The organism is Bacillus sp. FJAT-27001 (assembly GCF_019039175.1).
GTDB lineage: Bacteria > Bacillota > Bacilli > Bacillales > Bacillaceae > Bacillus > Bacillus velezensis.
Genome location: NZ_JAHOAA010000006.1, coordinates 114399 through 134727, shown reverse-complemented (window position 1 = coordinate 134727; position 20329 = coordinate 114399). Strand labels below are relative to the sequence as shown.

General features: G+C 47.4%; 18 protein-coding genes and 5 pseudogenes. 4 read left to right on the top strand and 19 right to left on the bottom strand.

What is annotated here, in order from left to right; genetic code table 11:
* Positions 1–42: 42 nt before the first annotated feature.
* Positions 43–1203 carry an AI-2E family transporter gene (locus BGM27_RS16910; protein ID WP_007408629.1) on the bottom strand — a complete coding sequence of 387 codons (1161 nt, stop codon included), beginning with the start codon at positions 1201–1203 and terminating at the stop codon, positions 43–45.
* 179 nt (positions 1204–1382) lie between these two features.
* On the opposite strand from BGM27_RS16910, the pseudogene BGM27_RS16905 reads away from it, so the two are divergent.
* Positions 1383–2353: pseudogene (locus BGM27_RS16905) on the top strand (Gfo/Idh/MocA family protein).
* A gap of 31 nt (positions 2354–2384) precedes the next feature.
* On the opposite strand, the gene BGM27_RS16900 reads toward BGM27_RS16905, so the two are convergent.
* The 9 genes and pseudogenes from BGM27_RS16900 to BGM27_RS20905 form a co-directional block, all read right to left on the bottom strand.
* The gene (locus BGM27_RS16900; protein ID WP_003152143.1) at positions 2385–2909 is read right to left on the bottom strand and encodes a type 1 glutamine amidotransferase domain-containing protein; all 525 of its coding nucleotides are present in this window, start codon (positions 2907–2909) and stop codon (positions 2385–2387) included.
* A 65-nt stretch (positions 2910–2974) separates the two neighbouring features.
* Positions 2975–3946, bottom strand: coding sequence for a methyl-accepting chemotaxis protein (locus BGM27_RS20940; RefSeq protein WP_425340276.1), 972 nt, complete (start codon positions 3944–3946; stop codon positions 2975–2977).
* Positions 3941–4981, bottom strand: a pseudogene (locus BGM27_RS20935) (cache domain-containing protein); the annotation flags it as partial. The pseudogene BGM27_RS20935 and the gene BGM27_RS20940, both read right to left, overlap by 6 nt.
* 115 nt (positions 4982–5096) lie before the next feature.
* A complete protein-coding gene (locus BGM27_RS20930) occupies positions 5097–6047 on the bottom strand; it encodes a methyl-accepting chemotaxis protein (protein ID WP_404833624.1) in 951 nt (316 codons plus the stop codon).
* Positions 6042–6938, bottom strand: a pseudogene (locus BGM27_RS20925) (HAMP domain-containing protein); the annotation flags it as partial. The gene BGM27_RS20930 and the pseudogene BGM27_RS20925, both read right to left, overlap by 6 nt.
* A gap of 271 nt (positions 6939–7209) precedes the next feature.
* Positions 7210–8163 carry a methyl-accepting chemotaxis protein gene (locus tag BGM27_RS20920; protein ID WP_425341706.1) on the bottom strand — a complete coding sequence of 318 codons (954 nt, stop codon included), beginning with the start codon at positions 8161–8163 and terminating at the stop codon, positions 7210–7212.
* Positions 8158–9105 (bottom strand): annotated as a pseudogene (locus BGM27_RS20915) (HAMP domain-containing protein); the annotation flags it as partial. The pseudogene BGM27_RS20915 and the gene BGM27_RS20920, both read right to left, overlap by 6 nt.
* 277 nt (positions 9106–9382) lie before the next feature.
* On the bottom strand, positions 9383–10210 hold the full coding sequence (locus BGM27_RS20910; protein ID WP_371265913.1) for a methyl-accepting chemotaxis protein: 828 nt from the start codon (positions 10208–10210) through the stop codon (positions 9383–9385).
* A 117-nt stretch (positions 10211–10327) separates the two neighbouring features.
* A pseudogene (locus BGM27_RS20905) lies at positions 10328–11368 on the bottom strand (cache domain-containing protein); the annotation flags it as partial.
* A 142-nt stretch (positions 11369–11510) separates the two neighbouring features.
* Here BGM27_RS20905 and BGM27_RS16875 point away from each other — a divergent pair.
* The gene (locus BGM27_RS16875) at positions 11511–12248 is read left to right on the top strand and encodes a protein-glutamine gamma-glutamyltransferase (protein WP_007408635.1); all 738 of its coding nucleotides are present in this window, start codon (positions 11511–11513) and stop codon (positions 12246–12248) included.
* A 17-nt stretch (positions 12249–12265) separates the two neighbouring features.
* On the opposite strand, the gene BGM27_RS16870 is transcribed toward BGM27_RS16875, so the two are convergent.
* The 7 genes from BGM27_RS16870 to BGM27_RS16840 form a co-directional block, all read right to left on the bottom strand.
* Positions 12266–12517: a hypothetical protein gene (locus BGM27_RS16870; RefSeq protein WP_007408636.1), complete on the bottom strand. Its 252-nt coding sequence runs from the start codon at positions 12515–12517 to the stop codon at positions 12266–12268.
* A 25-nt stretch (positions 12518–12542) separates the two neighbouring features.
* A complete protein-coding gene (locus tag BGM27_RS16865; RefSeq protein WP_007408637.1) occupies positions 12543–13574 on the bottom strand; it encodes a nitronate monooxygenase in 1032 nt (343 codons plus the stop codon).
* The gene (locus BGM27_RS16860; protein ID WP_023842871.1) at positions 13567–13989 is read right to left on the bottom strand and encodes a secondary thiamine-phosphate synthase enzyme YjbQ; all 423 of its coding nucleotides are present in this window, start codon (positions 13987–13989) and stop codon (positions 13567–13569) included. The genes BGM27_RS16865 and BGM27_RS16860 overlap by 8 nt, the downstream gene beginning before the upstream one ends.
* 121 nt (positions 13990–14110) lie before the next feature.
* Positions 14111–15769, bottom strand: coding sequence for a glycoside hydrolase family 13 protein (locus BGM27_RS16855; protein ID WP_007408639.1), 1659 nt, complete (start codon positions 15767–15769; stop codon positions 14111–14113).
* Between the two features lie 89 nt (positions 15770–15858).
* Positions 15859–17148: a hemolysin family protein gene (locus BGM27_RS16850; RefSeq protein WP_007408640.1), complete on the bottom strand. Its 1290-nt coding sequence runs from the start codon at positions 17146–17148 to the stop codon at positions 15859–15861.
* Positions 17149–17190: 42 nt separating this feature from the next.
* Positions 17191–17868: a zinc metallopeptidase gene (locus BGM27_RS16845; RefSeq protein WP_007408641.1), complete on the bottom strand. Its 678-nt coding sequence runs from the start codon at positions 17866–17868 to the stop codon at positions 17191–17193.
* Position 17869: 1 nt separating this feature from the next.
* Positions 17870–18178: a YuzI family membrane protein gene (locus BGM27_RS16840; RefSeq protein WP_007408642.1), complete on the bottom strand. Its 309-nt coding sequence runs from the start codon at positions 18176–18178 to the stop codon at positions 17870–17872.
* 132 nt (positions 18179–18310) lie between these two features.
* Between BGM27_RS16840 and BGM27_RS16835 the strand changes: the two genes are divergently transcribed.
* Both BGM27_RS16835 and BGM27_RS16830 read left to right on the top strand, forming a co-directional pair.
* On the top strand, positions 18311–18565 hold the full coding sequence (locus BGM27_RS16835) for a protein mistic (RefSeq protein ID WP_007408643.1): 255 nt from the start codon (positions 18311–18313) through the stop codon (positions 18563–18565).
* The gene (locus BGM27_RS16830; protein ID WP_007408644.1) at positions 18562–19548 is read left to right on the top strand and encodes a potassium channel family protein; all 987 of its coding nucleotides are present in this window, start codon (positions 18562–18564) and stop codon (positions 19546–19548) included. Before BGM27_RS16835 ends, BGM27_RS16830 begins: the two co-directional genes overlap by 4 nt.
* Here the strand turns inward: BGM27_RS16830 and BGM27_RS16825 are convergent.
* Complete coding sequence (locus tag BGM27_RS16825) at positions 19545–19949, bottom strand: YugN-like family protein (protein ID WP_012118292.1); 405 nt, start codon at positions 19947–19949, stop codon at positions 19545–19547. The genes BGM27_RS16830 and BGM27_RS16825 overlap by 4 nt on opposite strands.
* 22 nt (positions 19950–19971) lie before the next feature.
* Positions 19972–20325 (bottom strand): hypothetical protein, encoded by a 354-nt coding sequence (locus BGM27_RS16820; protein ID WP_007408646.1) that lies wholly within the window; start codon positions 20323–20325, stop codon positions 19972–19974.
* Between the last annotated feature and the right edge of the window lie 4 nt (positions 20326–20329).

The window sequence follows — 20329 nt, the reverse complement described above, 5'->3', positions numbered from 1 at the left end:
AGGAAAGCCTGTCTTATAATAAATATCATGTCCGTTCCGATTTTATGACTTCGATCCAGCATCATTTTTTTCTTCTTCATATAAATGCGAACGCATTTTGAACCAATCAAACAGATGGGTCGTGACCACTTTGATGACCGCATACCCCGGGATGGCTAAAATAATGCCGACAACCCCGAACAGCTTTCCGGCGGTTAAAAGAACAAAGATGATGGTAATCGGGTGAATGTGAAGATTTTTCCCCATGATCTGCGGCGAAATTAATTTCCCTTCCACGAGCTGGACAACGGTCCATACAATCGCAAGCTTCAGCAGCATAAGGGGCGAAGTGACCAACGCGATAATAATCGCCGGCGTGATGGCAATGGTCGGCCCTAAATACGGAACAACGCTCGTACAAGCGGCAATGACCGCAAGCAGTGACGCATAATCAAGTCCGATAATCAGATAGCCGATAAATAATAAAAACCCGATGCAGAAGCTGACGATGACCTGTCCTCTGATATAAGAGCTTAATCTGTGGTTCATTTCACTAAGCATTGTATACGTTTGTTCTTTCAGACGGGTGGGCACAAACTTTAAGATATAAATCGGCAGTTTTTTGCCGTCTTTCAGCAAATAGAACAGAATAAACGGCACGGTCACAATTGAAATAATCACTTCCGTCAGCGCGCCGATAAAATTCCCGACTCCGGTAAATGTGCTGTTTGCAATTGTCGCCGCCTGCGCCGATACTTTATTAGCAAGATCGGAAATGTTGATATTCATCGTCTTTTGCGCCTGATTTACAAAATCGCTTCCGATCAGGCTTTTCGTCTGATCTTCAACAATATCCACATATTTCGGCAGGTTGTCGATCAGGCTCATGATCTGTTCCTTTAAAAACGGAATAATTGAAACGACCGTAATCGTAATCAGCCCTATAATAATGAGGTAAAGGAGCAGGATGGAATAGACTCTTTTCACTCTTATTTTTTCCAATATATCTACGATCGGATTAAGCAGATAATAAACAATTCCTGTCAAAATGACGGGGAGCGCAATCGTTTTGAGCAGGACGATAATAGGTGTGAAAATAAATGATGTCTTCATAAAGACAAGGATATTGAGGCCGATGAGCAGCAATACAAGCAAAAACAAGACAAATTTATTGTCTAAGAAAAACTGTTTAAATCTGCCGCCCCATGTTTGCAATGTTTCCACTATTGTTCCTCCATCATATGTATTTTACTTAAATTGTACACTATCGTTCCTGTAATGAAAAATAATAACCGGTCTCTATGGGAATTTTTCCTATCCCTTTAGCTGGCAGCCTTTTTTCCATTTATGTTTCTCAGAAAAAAAGCTATAATGTAAGCCAATACATAGAAGGAGCGATAGCAATGATTCGATTTGCAACAGTCGGAACGAATTGGATTACAGAACGATTTCTGGAGGCGGCTTCTGCTATTGATGATTTTCAATTAACGGCGGTTTATTCCAGAACTGAGGAACGCGCGGCGGAATTCGCCGGCAAACACGGCGCTGCTCATTATTTCACCAGGAAAGCAAAGCCTATGACGCGGTGTATCTCGCCAGCCCGAATGCATTTCACAAAGAGCAGGCGGTCCTTTTTATGGAACACGGCAAGCATGTACTGTGCGAAAAACCGTTTGCGTCTAACGCAAGGGAAACGGATGAAATGATTCACGCAGCCAAAACGAACGGCGTTCTCTTGATGGAAGCCATGAAAACAACGTTCCTGCCGAACTTCAGCATGCTTCAAAACCACTTACATAAAATCGGACCCGTCAGGAGATTCACAGCAAGCTACTGCCAATATTCATCACGATATGATGCATATAAGAACGGTACGGTGCTAAACGCGTTTAAGCCTGAATTATCGAACGGTTCGTTAATGGACATCGGCGTGTACTGCATTTATCCGGCCGTCGTCCTGTTCGGCAAACCGAAAAACGTCATTGCGACCGGTCATAAACTAGCATCCGGCGTTGACGGCGAAGGCACGGTCATTCTGTCATACGACGGATTTGAAGCGGTGCTGATGCATTCGAAAATCTCAAATTCGTTTGCCCCGGCGGAAATTCAGGGTGAAGACGGCACGATCGTTCTGGACAGCATTCACGGACCGGAACGGGCGGAAATCCGCTATCGTGACGGCCGGACGGAAGACATTTCAGTCCCTGATCTGAAACCATCGATGTACTACGAAACGGCTGAATTCATCAATCTTCTTCGAAACGGACAGCGGGAGTCTTCCGAAAATACATTTGAACGTTCTTTCATTACGGCAAGCATTATGGAAGAAGCGAGAAAACAAATCGGAATTGTCTTTCCCGCCGATCAAAACTAAAAACATCCGCCCTGATTCGGGCGGATGTTTTTTATTTGGACGCTAACAGGTCAGCAAACGCTTTTGCATACTGCGGAAGGTCGGGCGGGCGGCGGCTTGATACAATGTGGCCGTCAGTTACGACAGCTTCATCCAGCCACTGTGCCCCTGCATTTGTCATGTCGTCTTTGATGCCGGGCGTGCTCGTTACTTTTTTTCCTGCGAGAATTCCGGCAGATATGAGCACCCAGCCCGCATGGCAGATCTGGCCGATCGGCTTTTTCTGCTCGTTCATCGTACGGATGATGTCCAAAACTTCGGGATATCTTCGCAGTTTGTCAGGAGCCCAGCCGCCGGGCACGAGCACGGCGTCATACTCCTGAATAATCAGGCTCTTAAAATCGTAATCCGCCGTCGCGGGCACGCCGTATTTTCCTTTGTATGAACGGCCCGCTTCTTCTCCTATTAAATGAACGATCGCGCCTTCCTCTCTCAGCCGGTAGACGGGATACCAAAGCTCTAAGTCTTCAAAATCGTCACTGACAAGCGCTATGACTTTTTTGCCTTCTAATCTCATCACTGCCACTCCCTTCTTTTATACTAGTGTATCGCTTTTTTAAAATGAGGAAAAGAAACAGCTCGCTACAGCTGTTCTTCGTCTTCAGACTGAATCGTAAATTTCCGTGTGACCTGCTGCAGTTCTTCAGCCATATGCGCAAGCGTTTCGGCGGATGAACTGATTTCTTCCATGGAGGCCAGCTGCTCTTCAGCTGAGGCGGCGATGTCTTGAATGCCGGCGGACCCTTCTTTGGCGACTGAGGTAATGTCCTCCACCGCGTTTGTCACATTTTGCGACCCGGCTGCAAGCTTCTCAAGCGTTCCGTTCATATGCTGCAAGGCGCCTGAAATCTGAGTCGTCATTTCTGAGATTTTTTTGAAGCTTTCGGCCGTTTGATCCGTAATATCGAGGCCTTCCTTCACATCTTGATTCACCGCTTGGAATACGGAAAGCGATGTGGCGATTTCTTTGACGATTTCCTGAATCAGCGTTTCGATTTCCTTCGCGGAGCCGGCTGATTGTACGGCAAGCTTTCTCACTTCTTCCGCAACGACGGAGAAGCCCCGCCCGTATTCGCCTGCTCTGGCCGCTTCAATGGCAGCGTTTAAGGCAAGCAGATTTGTTTGATCGGCAATGCCGTTAATGACGTTGAGGATGCTCTTAATGTCGTGCGACTTCGTTTCCAGCCCTTTTACGACCGCTTCCGCCTGCTGTACGGAACGATCAATTGTTTTCATCTGGCCGACCGTTTTCGCCACTAATTCTTCTCCGCTTCCGGCCGTTTCAGAGGTTTGGATGGCAGATTCAGTGATTTCCGCCGATACATTCGCCGTCTCGGCAATGCCCGCATTCATTTGGGAAAGGTGATCAGCACTTTCTTCCAATTTCTCGCTTTGTGATTCGTTTCCGTTTGAGAATTGTTCAATCGCCAGTGTAATATGCTCTGTCGCCTTGCTTGTCTGTCCGGCGGATGCCGTCAGCTCTTCGGATGAAGAAGCGACATGTTCGACGGATGACTGGATGACGCCGATGACAGACCGGAGTGACGCCGACATCTCATTGAAGCTTTGGCTGAGCTGCCCGAATTCATTTTTCGACTTGATGTCAATGACTTCCGTTAAATCGCCGTCACTGATTTTAGCTGATGTCGAAACAAGTTTTTTGAGCGGTTTTGCAATCGAGCGAATGATAAAAACGATTAAAATACCGCCGACGATAAGAGAAACCGCCAGGATGATCAGCGCCATTTTCATGACAGGCGAGGCTGCGTCATGGATCTCACTGACAAAAAATGTGCCGGCGATTTTCCAGCCCGTCAGTTTGTTTGTCGTGAAGGCCATTTTCTTCTGCTGTCCTTCAAACATGTATTCAAACGATCCGCTTGATTTGGAAAATACTTCTTCCGTCCACTCTCCGGAGCCTTCCGTTCCCGCTTTTATAGTCGGATGCGCGATGTATTTTTTATCTCCCGTTGTAATGAAGGCAAAACCTTTATGACCGATCTGGACGCGTTCGGAAGCGTTCAGCAGGTCGCCAAGATTAATATCAAGCGCCACAACGCCTGATCCGTCTTTTGTCTGCTGGGCAATCGTAACAACCGTCTGTCCGGTTGCAGCGTCTTTATAGGGCTCGGTAAACACCGGCTGTCCGCTTTTTTCAACCGCTTTGGTATACCACTCGCGCGTGAGCGGATTATAATCGGACGGCATATCAACGGACGGATATTTCACGAACGCTTTGTCGCGAGACGCGGCGTAAATTGACGCGACATCGTCATTTACGGTGACATACTGCTTCATGTTGTCAAGCAGTACCGATTTATTTTTTGTGTTCAGTTTTTCCTTTGTGATTGATTCGCTGAAGTAGTCAATCGCTTTCAGCTTACCCTCAAGCATGTTTTCCAGCACGCTGTTCAGTTCACTGACATTTCCCTGGGCGCTGTGGGTCAGTTCGCTTTCTAATGTACTCCCCGCCGTTTGGTAGCTGAAGTAGGCGAGTATGCCGACCGGAAGCACCAATACGGCTAAAAATGCCGCGATCAGCGGCTTGCTGATGGATGGCTGTTTGATCCAATGTATCAGTTGTTTCATTTTTTCAGTCTCCTTCTTTGAAAAGCTAAATCTAATATCGTCAGATAGGACAAAAGATTTATTAAAAAAACTAAAAAAAACACCCAAACAGCACATTTGGGTGTTCTATGACCTATTAATCTATTTTAAATCGTTTCGTCATATCACGTAATTCTTCCGCCATTTGGGATAACGTTTCCGAAGACGAACTGATTTCTTCCATTGAAGCCAGCTGTTCTTCGGCGGAGGCCGCAATATCCTGAATGCTGGCGGAGCTTTCTTTTGCGATGGACGCGATTTGCTCAGAAGCTCCTGAAATCTGCTGAGAGCCTGCTGTCAGCTGTTCTACCGTCGCATTCATATTTTGAATTTCTCCGGCGATCTGGTTCGTCATTTCAGAAATCCGTTTGAAGCTCGTTTCGGTTTGATTCGTAATATCCAGTCCGCTCTCCACCTCTTTGTTGACGGATTGGAACATGCCGAGAGATGTATTGATTTCGTTGACGATTTCTATGATTAAGCTTTCGATTTCTTTCGCTGAATCGGCAGACTGGACGGCAAGTTTTCTGACCTCTTCGGCGACGACTGAGAAGCCCCGCCCGTATTCACCCGCACGTGCGGCTTCAATTGCCGCGTTCAGCGCAAGAAGGTTTGTCTGGTCAGCGATTCCGTTAATGACACGGAGAATGTTTGTAATGTCTTTTGATTTTGTTTCAAGTCCGCGCACCACTTGTTCAGCTTCTTTCACTGACCGGTCAATGACGTTCATTTGGCCGACCGTCTGGTGGACGAGCTTTCCGCCTGAATTGGCGACTTCCGCTGATGTGGCGGAGGATTCGGTAATGACGGCAGATGCTTTCGCCATATCTTTAAGCCCGCTGTTCATTTGGTAAATATGTTCCGCCGCGCTTTCAATGTTTTCACTTTGGCTTTCATTTCCGTTAGAAAATTGTTCGATCGCCAGTGTGATATGTTCGGTTGCCTTGCTTGTCTGCTCCGCTGAAGCCGTCAGCTCCTCTGAGGAAGATGCGACGTTATTCACGGAATCCTGGATGGCATGGATGAGAGACCTGAGCGAAGCGGCCATATTGTTAAAGCTTTTGCCAAGCTCGCCTAATTCATCTTTTGACTGAATCTCGATCGTTTCTGTTAAGTCGCCTTCACTGATCTGTTTCGATGATGTCACAAGCTGCTTGAGCGGTTTTGTGATTGAACGGATAATCAGCACCATGACGATGGTTCCGATCACAATCGCTAATACGAGAACGAGCAGGGACAGATGAAGGATCGGCAGGGCCGCTTCATGAATTTCGTCCAGATACATCGTTCCGGTAATCTTCCAGCCTGTCAGCCCGTTTGTATCATAAGCCATTTTCTTTTCCTGGCCGTCGTATTTGTATTGAAAATCACCTTTTTTGCTGGTGAACAGCTGTTCAGCCCACTCCCCGTTTAATACTGTGCCTGACGTGCGGTTCGGGTGGGCGACCACTTTTTTGTCTTTCGTCAGGATAAAAGCGTAGCCTGATTTTCCGATGTTCACTTTCTTTGTCGTTTTCAGAAGCTCATCGATTTTCATATTGATGGCGACGACTCCTGAGCCGTCTTTCGTCTGCTGAACGACCGTCACGACCATCGTATTGGTGGAAGCCGTGCGGTAAGGATCTGTTACAACAACTTTCCCCTTATTTTCCACGGCCTTTTTATACCAGTCTCTTTCAAGCGGATTATATCCTTTAGGCATCTGCAGATCCGGATACCGTGTGAAATGTCCTTCCGTGTCACTCGTATAAATGGATTCCACGTCTTTATTGATCTTCATGTACTCTGTGAATTTATCGGTAATTTGCGATTGGTTTTTCGGCTTGTACCGATCCTTTGTGAGCCAGTCGCTGAAATATGCCGTTCCGTCTTCCTTTTGGCTGATGCTTGTGTTGATCATATCGTTAATCTGCTGCACATTATCTAGTGCGCTTCCCATCATCTGCCTGTCAAGCGTGCTTACCGCCGATTGATAGGCGATAAAAGCCAGCGTTGAAATAGGAAGAATGAGAATGGCCAAAAAAGAAATGAGCAGTTTTCTTGTAAGCGATCTCTGCTTGATGATTTGCACAATTTTTTTCATCTGCTATATCTCCTCTTGCGTGTTTACCCTTCATATCGGCAATTATGGGTAATTATACATATCCAAAAAGAAGAAATATAACGAAACATACTTTTTACCTATCTTAAAATTAGTCTTTTAGACTTAATTAAGAGTTTATCTTAAAACGCTTTGTCAGTTCGCGTAATTCTTCCGCCATTTTTTCCAGCGTGACGGCGGAGGAACTGATTTCCTCCATGGACGCAAGCTGCTCTTCAGCTGAAGCCGCGATGTCCTGAATGCCGGCCGCGCTTTGTCTGGAGACGGCCGCGATATCCTCTGAAGCGTTTGATACTTCCTGAGACCCGGCAGAAAGCTGTTCCACGGTTGCATTCATATTTTGCAGTTCACCGGCAATCTGATTTGTTTTAACGGAAATGTCCCGGAAGCTTTTTTCCGTTTCGTCCGTTAACTGAAGTCCGCTTTTCACCTCGTGATTGACGGATTCCAGCATTCCGAGCGAAGTATGAATTTCTTTGACGATTTCATGAATTAAGGATTCGATTTCTTTCGCTGAATCGGCGGATTGTACGGCAAGCTTTCTCACTTCTTCGGCAACGACTGAAAAACCGCGTCCGTATTCTCCCGCTCTTGCCGCTTCAATGGCTGCATTTAAAGCAAGGAGATTCGTTTGATCGGCAATGCCGTTAATGACGCGCAAAATGCTGGTGATGTCCTGCGATTTGAGTTCAAGCCCTTGTACGACTTGCTCCGCTTTACTTACGGATTGGTCAATGGCGCCCATCTGGCCGGCTGTTTTCTTGACAAGCCGCTCACCGGCGCCGGATATCTCCGCCGATTCAATTGACGTTTCCGTCACCACGGCTGCCGCTTCCGCCAGATCGCTGAGCCCGTCTTTCATCTCATTCACTTGGGCTGTCGCTTTATCAATACTCTCACTTTGGTCTTCCGTTCCATTAGAAAACTGTTCAATCGCAAGGGTGATATGTTCCGTTGCTTTGCTCGTCTGCTCAGCCGAAGCCGTCAGCTCCTCTGAGGAAGAGGCGACATGTTCAACAGAGTCCTGAATTCCCTGAATAAGCGAACGGAGTGAATCTGTCATATGATTAAAACTTTTACCGAGCACGCCGAGCTCATCTTGAGAGCTGACATCAATGGTTTCCGTCAGATCTCCGCTGCTGATTTTTTCCGCTGAAGCTACGAGACGTTTTAACGGTTTGGTAATTGAGCGGATGACAAAATAAATGAAAATCATCCCTGCGGCAATGGCTATCGCCAATATGATAACGGCCAGAGTCAGAACCGGTCTTGCCGCATCCTTGATTTCATCCACGGACATGGTTCCGCTGATCTTCCAGCCCGTCGCTTCATTGGTCACGTACGCCATTTTTTTCGCTTTCCCGTTCAGCGTATATTCAAAGTCGCCTTTTTGCCCGCTGAATAATGTATCAACCCATTTTCCCGATACCGCCGCGCCGGCTTTTTCATCACTGTAGGCAACGGCTTTTTTATTTTTGCTGAGGATAAAGGCGTATCCTTCTTTTCCGATGTTCACTTCTTTTGTCATCGTGATGAGATCGTCGATTTTTATATCAATGGCGACGACGCCTGATCCGTCTTGCGCCGCGCGGGCCATGGTGACGACCATCTTTTTGTTTGAGATGGACTCATAAGGGTCTGTGATGATGGTTTGGCCTTTATTCTCCATGGCTTCCTGATACCAACTTCTTTCAAGCGGATTGAAATCGGCCGGCATATCGGCATGCGGATAACGGGTAAACGTTCCTTCCTTGCTGCTTGAAAATACGGCGGACGCTTTATCATTGCTTTCAATAAACTGCTTGAACCTTTCTTGCATTTCCGTTTGGTTTTTTTCTTTAAATTTAGCGCTTGTCGCCCATTCGCTGAAATATGCAGAGCTTTTTGTAAACATTCCGATCCGGTCATCAATCATATTGTTTAAGATTTGCACATTTCCTTCGGCGCTTTCCATCATTTGCTTTTCAACGGATGAAGCCGCCGAACGGTAGGCGCCGGCAGCCAATACTGCTACCGGAATGATTAAGATCAGTAAAAATGAAATGATCAGTTTTTTGGCTATTGATTTTCTGGCGATTTTTTTTGCTGTTTTTTTCAATTTTGTAAACCTCTTTCAATCATTTACTGTTTATATCGGCCGACTCCCTTTTTATTACATTGAAAATTAAGTCATAAATGAAAAATAGTTCTATGTACTCCCTTTGTATGCAAGACTTTTTATTCAATTATCCGGCTGTCACTATAAAAAAGGACGCCTTCCATCCGGAAAGCGTCCTTTTTTACTAGTTGATTTTAAATTGTTTCGTTAATTCCCGCAGTTCTTCGGCCATTTGCGCCAAAGTATCGGCGGATGTGCTGATTTCTTCCATTGATGCAAGCTGTTCTTCTGCGGATGCGGCAATATCCTGAATGCTTGCTGCGCTTTCCCTAGATACGTCCGCAATATCCGTCACTGCGGCTGAAACGTGCTGGGAGCTGTCTGACAGCTGTTCAACCGTGCCGTTCATCGATTGAAGCTTCTCGGCGATATCGTTTGTCATGCCGAAGATATTCTGGAAGCTTTCTTTCGTGCGGTCCGTCACGGCAAGTCCTGATTGAACTTCTTCATTAACGGATGTGAACATGTGAAGTGATGTATTAATCTCAGCCGTGATTTCCTGAATGAGTTTTTCAATCTCTTTGGCAGAACCGGCGGATTGGACGGCAAGCTTGCGCACTTCTTCGGCTACCACTGAGAAGCCCCGCCCGTATTCACCGGCTCTTGCCGCTTCAATGGCTGCATTTAAAGCAAGCAGGTTTGTCTGATCGGCAATGCCGTTGATGACTCTTAAAATATGAGTGATGTCTTTTGATTTGGCCTCAAGTCCTTTTACAACCGCTTCCGCCTGCTGGACCGATTGATTGATGAGATTCATCTGCCCGACGGTTTGCTGCACATATTCTTCCCCGGTGCCGGCAGCTTCCTTCGATTGTTTAGATGCTTCCGTAATGGATGATGATGTGCGGGAAACGGCGGTGAGTCCGTCATTTATATGATTCAGCTTGGCTGAGCTTGAATCGACTTTTTCGCTTTGCTCTTCGTTTCCGTTTGAAAACTGCTCAATGGCCATTGTAATATGTTCCGTCGCTTTGCTTGTCTGCGAAGCTGAAGCGGTCAGCTCTTCCGATGACGCGGCCACGTTGTCGACAGAGTTTTGGATCGCGCTGATCAGTCCGCGCAGAGATTCGCCCATTTCATTAAAGCTCGCGCCGAGTTCGCCCAATTCATCTTTCGAGCGGATATCAATGGTTTCAGTCAAGTCTCCGCCGCTGATTTGTTTAGAAGAGCGGACAAGCCGTTTCAGCGGTGACGTAATGGATCTGACAATCAACAGAATTAAAATTCCCCCGATGATAATGGATGCTGCAAGGACAATCATCCCCATCGTCAGCACCGGTTGTGAGGCGTCTTTAATTTCGTTGAGCTCCATGCTCCCTTCTATTTTCCATCCGGTCAGTTTATTTGTCGTAAACGCCATTTTTTTATTTTGATCATCGAGCTTGTATGAAATAATGCCGCTGTCTTTGCTGTATACTTCATTCAGCCACGGGGTTGAAACTTTATCGCCCGGTTTGTGGTCTTTATGCGCGACATAGGTTTTATTTTTGGACGTGATAAACACGAATCCTTTTTGCCCGATTTTGATTCCCTGCATCTGCTTCAGCAGCTGGTCAATCGTAATATCCATGGCCACTACGCCTGTTCCGTCCTGCATCTGCTTTGCCACGGTAACGACCATGCTGCCGTCGCTTGCCGCGGTGTAAGGGTCGGTGACAACGAGCGTGCCGCCGGCCTTCACAGCGTCTTTATACCAAGTGCGTGTTCTCGGATCGTAATCGGCCGGAGTATTCTCCTTCGGCGCCTGTGCGTAGCCGCCGTCTTCCGTTCCTCCGTAAATGCGGGCTACGTCCTTATGAATAGACGTGTATTGCCCGAACTTTTCTTCAAGAGCAGACATGTTTTTCTTTGAGAAGGATGATCCTTTTAACGTTTCACTGAAAAATTCAATCGCCTTTGCTTTTGAGCCGATATCATTTGTAATCGTTGTGTTAAAAGATTCGATGTTATTTTTCGCGTTGCCTGAAATCTGATCATCCAGCGAATTGCTCGCCGTATGGTATGAACTGAATTCTAACACGAGAATCGGTATGATTAAGATCACGATAAATGAAATGATTAATTTACGTGAAATCGATGCCTTTGTGCACCAATTAATGAATTTTTTCATATTAAGCTGCTCCCTCAAGTGTGATACCTTATATATCGGCTCAGTCTTCACATTTTGTTAACATTTCCTCCTTTTTTATGACTTGATTTTCATTGCCCAAGCTTCCTGCATATCTTATAAAAAAAGAGAAGGGGGCGTGCAGATGATTATCATATCCGGCCAAGTGCTTCGTCCTCAGGACATCGCGAACTGGCAGACGGAAGAAAGCCTTGTTCCGTATATAAATGAACTGCTCAATTCTCCCGTACAATTCGATTACGGGTCGATTGCTGAACTGATGTTCGAGGTGCGGCTGCGCCGCCATATTGTGGAAGCCGCAAGAGAACTGCACGGATCAGGTGTGAAATTTGCAACTTTCGCCAAAACATACGGAAATACGGCTTATTGGAGAGTGACGCCGGAAGGAGCCTTGGAGCTGAAGTACAGAATCCCCGCTTCAAAAGCGATTCGGGACATTATTGAAAACGGGGCGTTTTACGCATTTGAATGCGCTACCGCCATTGTTGTGATTTATTATCTGGCCGTCTTAAAGACAATCGGTGAAGAACGGTTTAACCGGCGTTTCCGGGATATCACTTTGTATGACTGGCACTATGAGCATCTGCCGATCTACACGGAAACCGGCAGCCACTTTTTACGGGGAGATTGTTTATATTTTAAAAATCCTGATTTTAATCCTGCAAAGGCTCAGTGGCGGGGAGAGAATGTCATTGTGATGGGGAATGATCAATATTTCGCCCACGGTCTCGGGATTCTGACCGCTGAACAAATCATCCAGAGATTGAATTCTTTAAGAAAAAAAAATGCCGTGCAGCCGGCTTATCTGCTTAATCAGGCAACAAGGCTTGATGCACCCGCGCTTTATCAGATCATGCATTAAAACAATCCCATCGTCTGTCATTGTGACGATGGGATGCGGAATGCTTTTCTTTTCCGGTAAAAAGCCGTCGTGCCGAGCGCTTGATTTGCAGCCCATTCAAACTTCTCTAAATCATGGCGGGTGACGGCTCTGTCCCGTCGGCTCCATTTAATGGCGCGGACAAAGTAATACCCTTTAATCGGCGCCATGGTGACTTTGGAATGCGGAAAATCTTCAAAGACAAACTCAATAGTCCCTCTTTTTTTGTAGGACATTTGAAGAATCTTCATCATCCATCACCTCACGATTTCTGGATTATGATTCGCACAATTCTTCCAAAACGGTTTTCACGTCTGTCGGCCCTTCAAGTTTCGCGGCGGACTGGCCGGCCCATAAAGACATATACTCCGCGTCTCCTGATTGAGCCGCGTGCCCGCGCATCGGCTTTGTCAGCGTATTATGCAGCGGATAAGGCAGCGTATTTCCCTCGTCAGCCTCATATGTTTTCATGAACTGATTCACGATTCCCCGCGCCTGTTTTCCCGAAAACAGGGTGGTCAGCCGCGTGTCGGCTCCTTTTGTTTCGGCAATGGCTTTTTGATATGCCGGTGAGGCGCTGCTTTCTTCACAAAGGAGAAACGGTGTTCCTACTTGAACGCCGTCCGCACCCAAACAGCGGGCGGCCTGCACGCCGCGGCGGTCAAAAATGCCGCCTGCCGCAATCACCGGGATATTCAGCGCGTCTTTAGCCTGCGGAATCAGCGCCATAAGGCCGAGAGCCGGTTCTCCTTTAACCGGCAGAAACGACCCGCGATGCCCGCCGGCTTCTATTCCCTGAAGGATAACGGCGTTCATTCCCCGTTCTTCAAAAGCCTTCGCTTCCTCCGGCGTTGTCGCCGTGCCGAAAAGGAAACATCCGCTTTTCTTCAGCTTTTCCGCCGTTGCTTCCGGCGGCAGGCCGAAGGTGAATGAACACGCTTTGACTCCGTAACGGATCAGAAGCTCCGCTTTTTCCTCGAAATCATTCCATTCTTCTTTCAGATCAGAGAACGGCTTGGCGTCTTTTGCCCTCGGGATGCGGGCTTTCCATTTTTCAACCAGTTCCGCCTCAGGCATCTGCCTTTCTTCCGGAACGAAAAGATTTACTTGAAAGGAGCGGTTCGTCAGCTCTTTCATCTCGATAAGCTGTTTTTCAAGCGCTGGCGGGCTGACGTATCCTGAAGCGAGGCTTCCGAGCGCCCCTTCATTCGATACCGCCGAAGCCAGACGCGGCGTGACCAGCCCGCCGGCCATCGGCGCTTGAATGACGGGCTTTGTTAATGACAATGCACTCATCCACTCACTCATTTGTGGTTTCCTCCGTTTCAGCCTGTATTTTGATATAACATGTTCTGTTTCGCGGACCGTCAAATTCGCAAAAATAAACGCCCTGCCATGTTCCGAGTATCAGGCGGCCGTCTTCTATGATGACATGCTGGGAGGCGCCGGTTGTACTCGCTTTCATATGCGCCGCCGTATTTCCCTCCATATGCCGGTCCAGTTCGTGCTCCCACGGATACATTTCATCAAACCTTCTGAGCATATCCCTCTTCACATCCGGATCGGCATTTTCATTTATGGTAATGCCGGCGGTTGTATGGGGACAGTATATGAGCGCCAAGCCGTTTTTCACGCCTGTTTTGCGGAGAAACGCTTCAGCTTCATGTGTGATGTCGATCATTTCATCCCGTCTGTTTGTTTGAATCTGCAATTTTTTCAGCATATAGATGCCTCCTTTCTTTTTCTCTTCCTTTCCCATATTCGTTTCTGTATTTGTCTTTTCCTGTCGGATCGCGATGATAAACGCAGATCACAAAAAACTTCAGCCTCGGGACTGAAGTTTTTCACCATATATATACGCGGGCCTCATAAGGCTTTAAAAGAAAGGATGTCACATGCCGATGCGGTGGTGTTTCCATGCTTGCGAGCACGAGCGTATCGGAGTCAAGCGGATAACCGGGATGCTTGTATAAAGCGGGGGTTTTAGACAGATTTGTGATGATCAGGGCGGTTTTTGTTCCGTTTTTTCTTAGATAGGCATAAATCTGCCGGTCATTCGGAAGCAGCAATTCATATGTGCCGCTGATCAATACGCTGTGTTCTTTTCTGAGGGCGAGCAGCCGTCTGTAGAAATGGTATACGGATGTTTCATCCTGCATTTGTGATGCAGCATTCAGCCATGTGTGGTTCGGATTCACTCCGAGCCACGGAGAAGCATCAGAAAACCCGCCGTTCGCCTCACCGCTCCATTGCATCGGTGTCCGTGAATTATCCCGGCCCTTCTTCCAGATGATCTTCATCACTTTTTCATGCGGAACGCCGCGGGACGTCTCTTTTTCATACAGATATTTCATTGCGGCGTCATCATAATCTTCAATGGATGGAAACGAAACATTGGTCATCCCGAGCTCCTGCCCCTGGTAAATAAACGGCGTGCCTTTCATCAGCATATACATCGCGGCGAGTGCCTTGGCGCTTTCTGTCAAAAAACGTTCGTCACCCCATACCGAGACGGAACGGGGCTGATCGTGGTTCTCCATAAATAACGCGTTCCAGCCCTTTCCTTCAAGACTGTTCTGCCAGCCGGACAAGACGCGCTTAAGCGCCGGAATGGAGATGCTTTGATCATCTTCCGTATCCCAGAGGCCGAGATGTTCAAATTGAAAAATCATTTGAAAGACGCCGTTTTCTTCACCGGCCCAATCAGCCGCCTCCCAAGCCGCCACTCCGTTCGCCTCGCCGACCGTCATGATCGGATAGCGCGAAAATGTTTCCCGTTTCAGCTCTCTTAAGAGATCCATTATGCCTTCCCCATTCATATGATACGGGAAAGACGGGACGTACGGGAGACCGTCCGGGTTCGGCATGTCAGGGAGCCCTTCTTTTTTCTTAATGTGAGAAATGGCATCCACCCGGAAGCCGTCTATGCCTTTATCAAGCCACCAGCGGACCATCTCATAAACGGACTGCCTCATCGCTTCGTTTTCCCAATTTAAATCAGGCTGTTTTTTGTCAAACAGGTGCAGGTAATACTGGCCGGTCTCTTGATCATATTCCCACGCTGATCCGCCGAAAATGCTTTCCCAATTGTTCGGCTCTTTGCCGTTTTTTCCGTCTCTCCAGATGTACCAGTCCCGTTTTTCGGAATCTTTCGCTGAGCGTGATTCGATAAACCAAGGGTGCTCATCGCTTGTATGGTTGATGACGAGGTCTATAATCAGCTTCATGCCGAGCGCATGGACATCCGCAAGGAGCCGGTCAAAATCCTCCATCGTCCCGAATTCGCCGGCAATTTGTTTATAATTCCGAATATCGTAGCCGTTGTCCGCGCCCGGCGAGTCAAAAACGGGACAAAGCCAGATCACATCCGCCCCCAACTCTTTTATGTAATGAAGCTTTGCTCTGATGCCGTTCATGTCGCCGATTCCGTCCCCGTTCGAATCCATAAAGCTTCGGGGATAAATTTGATAGACGGCCGCCGTTTTCCACCAATCCGTTTTCATACCGACACTCCTTTCTTTACATCATATGAAGGAGCGGGACGAAGAAGCATTTTTTCCATAAAAAAAGCCTCATTGCAAAAGCAGGAGGCTCAGAAATCAGTTTTTTTAATTTCAACGAAGCGGATATGATGGTCTTCCGCTTCCAGCACCTTAAATTCACACCCTTCGGCATGAAACACATCACCATTTTTCAGCTCCATTTTTTGTGTTAAGAGCCAGCCGGCGATCGTGTCAATGTCTTCATTTTCGATGGCGATATCAAGGAGATCATTCACCTCTTCTATAAGCGCCTTGCCGTCCATCACATAATGGTGTTCGCCTTTTTTGACGATGTGGGGCATTTCATCCTGGTCATATTCATCACGGATTTCCCCGACGATTTCCTCCAATATGTCTTCGACGGTCACAAGTCCCGCCGTGCCGCCGTATTCGTCAACGAGAATCGCCATATGAATCCGCTCCTTCTGCATGCGGATCAAAAGCTCCTGAACGGGGATGCTTTCAATGACTCTGATGACCGGACGCATAATTTCTTTTAATTCAATGGAGCGGCCGAGAAAATACGCCTTAAATAAATCCTTATTGTTAATAATGCCGAGAATGTGATCTTTGTCTTCCTTAATAACCGGATATCGCGTATACCGTTCGTTGATGATCAAATGTATGGCTTCATCAACTGACTGTTCAAGCGAGATGGCGGCGATTTCGGTGCGCGGCACCATGATTTCTCTGGCGACCCGGTTATCGAATTCAAATATTTTATTGACGTAACGGAATTCAGATTGATTGATTTGACCTTTTTTATAGCTTTCGGACAAAATCAGCCGCAATTCTTCTTCACTGACCACGACCTCATGTTCTTTCACCGAATGAAAACCGAACAGCTTGACCAAAAATCCGGCTGAGCCGTTTAACAGCTTAATAAACGGATACATCACTTTATAAAACAGAATGAGCGGTTTTGCCGTCCACAGACTGACGGCTTCGGCTTTTTGAATGGATATCGTTTTCGGCGCAAGCTCTCCGATGACGACGTGCAGATACGTGACGGCGATAAACGCCGCAATAAACGTGACGACGTGCGTAATGGATGACGGCATTCCGATCAGGCTGAAAACAGGATGAAGAAGCCGCTGAATCGTCGGTTCACCGAGCCAGCCGAGTCCGAGCGCCGTAATCGTAATGCCGAGCTGGCACGCTGATAAATATTCATCGAGATTTGAAATCACCCTGTGCGCCGCGAGCGCCCGGCTGTCTCCGGTTTCAACCAGCTCCGCGATTTTTGAACCGCGGATTTTGACAATCGCAAATTCCGCAGCGACAAAGATGGCCGTTAATCCGATTAACAGCATAATGAGAATCAGTTTTAATATAAGCAAAAAAACCCCTACCGCAAACGGTAAGGGGCCACCTCCTTCGTGTTAATTCTCATCACGACCATTTAAGAAAATCATCACAAAACGAAGCAGCTCGAATAATGAAACGAGCGCCGCAGCCACATACGTCAGCGCCGCAGCGTTCAGCACTTTATTCACGCCGTGTTCTTCACTGTTGCGAATGAATCCTTCCGACACGATAATCCGCTTCGCCCTCGCGCTGGCATTAAACTCGACAGGCAGTGTGACAAGCTGGAAAAAAACAGCGGCCGAAAACAAAATAATGCCGAGTCCGATTAAGTTCAAGCTGCCCAGGAGCATCCCGCCCAAGAAAAGCAGAGGGGCAACCCCGGAGGCAAAATTGACGACCGGAAAAATTTTGTGCCTCAGCACAAGCGCGCCGTATGATTCCTGATGCTGCAAAGCATGTCCGACTTCATGGGAAGCGACGGAAATGGCGGAAATGGAGCGGCCGTAATATACCGGCTCAGATAAACGCACCACCCGCTCCGTCGGGTCGTAATGGTCTGTTAAAGTGCCTCTTACCGGTTCTACCGGCACATCATATAAACCGTTTATATCAAGAATCCGTCTTGCCGTTTCCGCCCCGGTCCGCTGACTGGAAGCTTCCACGTCTGAGTATTTCTGAAAATTACTTTTCACTTTAAATTGTGCCCAAAACGACAATCCCAATGCAGCAATTGTTAAAAAGACAAACAGCATATTATCCTCTTCCTTTTTCTCTTATATCGTACGATCTGCTTATATAATATTTTAATGATTGTCCGCTTTCCTGTACAGAAATCCGCTTCTTTTTTCTGACAGGAATCAATCCTCCGAGCATGATGAGGATACACCCGGCCAATCCGATGTAAAACGGAAACGTTCCTGCGGTCTCTTTTGCAAAAACAAGCCATGAAAATCCGCCGGACATATGATTGTATCCATTCAAATCGAAAATAAGCAATACGGCCGCCGAAGCGAGCAGCTGCGCTCCGGCCAGCGCCGCCAGCAGTTTTTGAATGACTGTCATTTGACTCACCCTTTTTCGGTCCGCTTTCTTTATCATATGAAAAAATGAGGGTGAATATGTTTTCGGCGATTTTTGAAAGACATCAAACGAACTGGGACATACTGTATAAAAAAAGATACAGGTGTGATCGACATGAAAGTGACAAATGGCGAGAAAGAACAGCTGAGCAATGCGATAGACAGAATGAACGAGGGGCTTGACGCCTTTATCCAGCTCTATAATGAATCGGAAAACGACGAACCTCTCATTCAGTTTGAAGATGAGACGGCCGATTTAATCAGACATGCGCGTGACTCATACGGCCAGCAACAGCTGAACGAAAAACTAAACACCATTATTAAGCAGATTTTATCCATCTCTCTGTCGAAAGAAGAGCCGGGCGAATGAAATCAAACCGTTTATTTATTTCCTGGCTGAGATGGCCGTTATATGTTCGGATCGGACTGATCATTATCGCCTTGATTTTATTGTTCGGCCAACTCATTTACATGCTTGAGCCGAAGCAATTCACGTCTGTGTTTGAAGGGGTTTGGTGGGCGGTTATTACGGTGGCCACAGTCGGCTACGGCGATTACGTGCCCCAGACGCCGCTCGGGCAGATTGCCGGCATGGTGCTTGTATTAAGCGGAGCGAGTTTTGTAACCGCCTATTTCGCCACGCTTTCTTCAGCCGTGTTCAGCAAACAGCATCGCTATGTCGAAGGGAAGGTCGCCTTTAAAGGCAAGGGGCACGTCATTCTTATCGGATGGAATGAGAAGTCGCATATGCTGCTGAAAGAACTGCAGCACATCGCGCCGTCAAAAACTGTCGTCCTGATTGATGATTCATTAAGGGAAGGGCCGCTTATTGAAAACGTCCATTTCATCCGCGGACATGCCGCTGATGACAGTACGCTCAATAAGGCGAATATTACGGAAGCCGATACCGTCATTTTGACAGCAGACCAGCAGAAAAATGAATCCGAAGCTGATATGCTGTCGGTATTAACGCTTCTCGCCATCAAAGGGCTGCATCCGTCCGTTTATTGTATCGTGGAAATTTTAACGGAACGGTATGTCAAAAACGCCGAGCGCGCAGGAGCCAATAAGATTCTGTGCACATCACGCCTGTCGAGCCGGGTGATGTTTGAGCATTACCGGGTCAAGCTGCAGCTTGCCAAACCGCAAACGCTGTCAGATCTGACGCTGGAGAAAAAGGTGCGCATCATTCCCGTCCCCGAGGAATTAAAGGGTTCATCTTATCATGACTGTGCGCTCTATTATCTCAAACGGAATACCACGATCATCGGCATACAAAAAGAAGAGGGGCCGATGCTGACCCCTCCCCTGTCATACCAGGTGCTCGATACTGATCTGTTTTTGGCTCTTTAATGCAGCAGGACGTCTTCCAGCTCTTTCACAAGCGAGATGCCGATATCTGTATATGAGCGGTCAATTGCCGCATCCCGCCGTTTCGGCTCGGAGAATTGGTTGAATAATGACTCAAAAACACCGCCGCCTGCGTGATCATCCGTTTCCTCCTGATAGACGTGCCTCAGCAAAAAGGGTGTGCCGATTGTAACGGCGGCCCCCCGTTCATCCAGGTGTCCCTTATTTGCTTCAACAGGGATGCGGAGAAATAAATAGCCGTCCTGATCGGAAATTTTGTAATCAAAGAACCCGCGGTCATACTCCCAACCGCCTCCGATGGTATAACCGATCGGTTTCAGCACCTGTTCCAGTTCGCGGAGTAAAAACGATTGCCCTTCAAGTGAAGATGGAATGCTGATCATGTGCATATGCTCCTTTTTGTCTTTAGCGTCCCCGCTCTGCGGCATCTTCATACGGCGCCCGGGAAGAATCGGGAGCGGCAGACAGACGCTGGAAAGAGGTAACGGCGCATTCAATCAGAACATACGTCACAATTGCGGAGAGAACGGCTTCCGTTGACATATAGAAAACGGCGGCATAGAGACAGCACTTCGTGATCAGCGACTGCATCCGGCCAATCTTCAGTTTCAGCCGGACCATGTCCGTAAACAAGCCGAGAGGGAAAGCGAAAAACAGGATGGTTTGTAAGAGGGATTCAGGAGACAGTTTTAGTGCCGAATAGACAATAGCGGCGGAACAGACGGAAATGACGGCATGCTTACATAAGAGTCGTATCATTCAT

Bases quoted from the DNA above. Each gene is read 5' to 3' on its own strand.
- BGM27_RS16900 (WP_003152143.1), bottom strand. From the start codon at position 2,909: ATGAGATTAGAAGGCAAAAAAGTCATAGCGCTTGTCAGTGACGATTTT.
- BGM27_RS20940 (WP_425340276.1), bottom strand. From the start codon at position 3,946: ATGTCGGCGTCACTCCGGTCTGTCATCGGCGTCATCCAGTCATCCGTC.
- BGM27_RS20930 (WP_404833624.1), bottom strand. From the start codon at position 6,047: ATGGCCGCTTCGCTCAGGTCTCTCATCCATGCCATCCAGGATTCCGTG.
- BGM27_RS20920 (WP_425341706.1), bottom strand. From the start codon at position 8,163: ATGACAGATTCACTCCGTTCGCTTATTCAGGGAATTCAGGACTCTGTT.
- BGM27_RS20910 (WP_371265913.1), bottom strand. From the start codon at position 10,210: ATGGCCATTGAGCAGTTTTCAAACGGAAACGAAGAGCAAAGCGAAAAA.
- BGM27_RS16875 (WP_007408635.1), top strand. From the start codon at position 11,511: ATGATTATCATATCCGGCCAAGTGCTTCGTCCTCAGGACATCGCGAAC.
- BGM27_RS16870 (WP_007408636.1), bottom strand. From the start codon at position 12,517: ATGAAGATTCTTCAAATGTCCTACAAAAAAAGAGGGACTATTGAGTTT.
- BGM27_RS16865 (WP_007408637.1), bottom strand. From the start codon at position 13,574: ATGAGTGAGTGGATGAGTGCATTGTCATTAACAAAGCCCGTCATTCAA.
- BGM27_RS16860 (WP_023842871.1), bottom strand. From the start codon at position 13,989: ATGCTGAAAAAATTGCAGATTCAAACAAACAGACGGGATGAAATGATC.
- BGM27_RS16855 (WP_007408639.1), bottom strand. From the start codon at position 15,769: ATGAAAACGGATTGGTGGAAAACGGCGGCCGTCTATCAAATTTATCCC.
- BGM27_RS16845 (WP_007408641.1), bottom strand. From the start codon at position 17,868: ATGCTGTTTGTCTTTTTAACAATTGCTGCATTGGGATTGTCGTTTTGG.
- BGM27_RS16840 (WP_007408642.1), bottom strand. From the start codon at position 18,178: ATGACAGTCATTCAAAAACTGCTGGCGGCGCTGGCCGGAGCGCAGCTG.
- BGM27_RS16835 (WP_007408643.1), top strand. From the start codon at position 18,311: ATGAAAGTGACAAATGGCGAGAAAGAACAGCTGAGCAATGCGATAGAC.
- BGM27_RS16830 (WP_007408644.1), top strand. From the start codon at position 18,562: ATGAAATCAAACCGTTTATTTATTTCCTGGCTGAGATGGCCGTTATAT.
- BGM27_RS16825 (WP_012118292.1), bottom strand. From the start codon at position 19,949: ATGATCAGCATTCCATCTTCACTTGAAGGGCAATCGTTTTTACTCCGC.
- BGM27_RS16820 (WP_007408646.1), bottom strand. From the start codon at position 20,325: ATGATACGACTCTTATGTAAGCATGCCGTCATTTCCGTCTGTTCCGCC.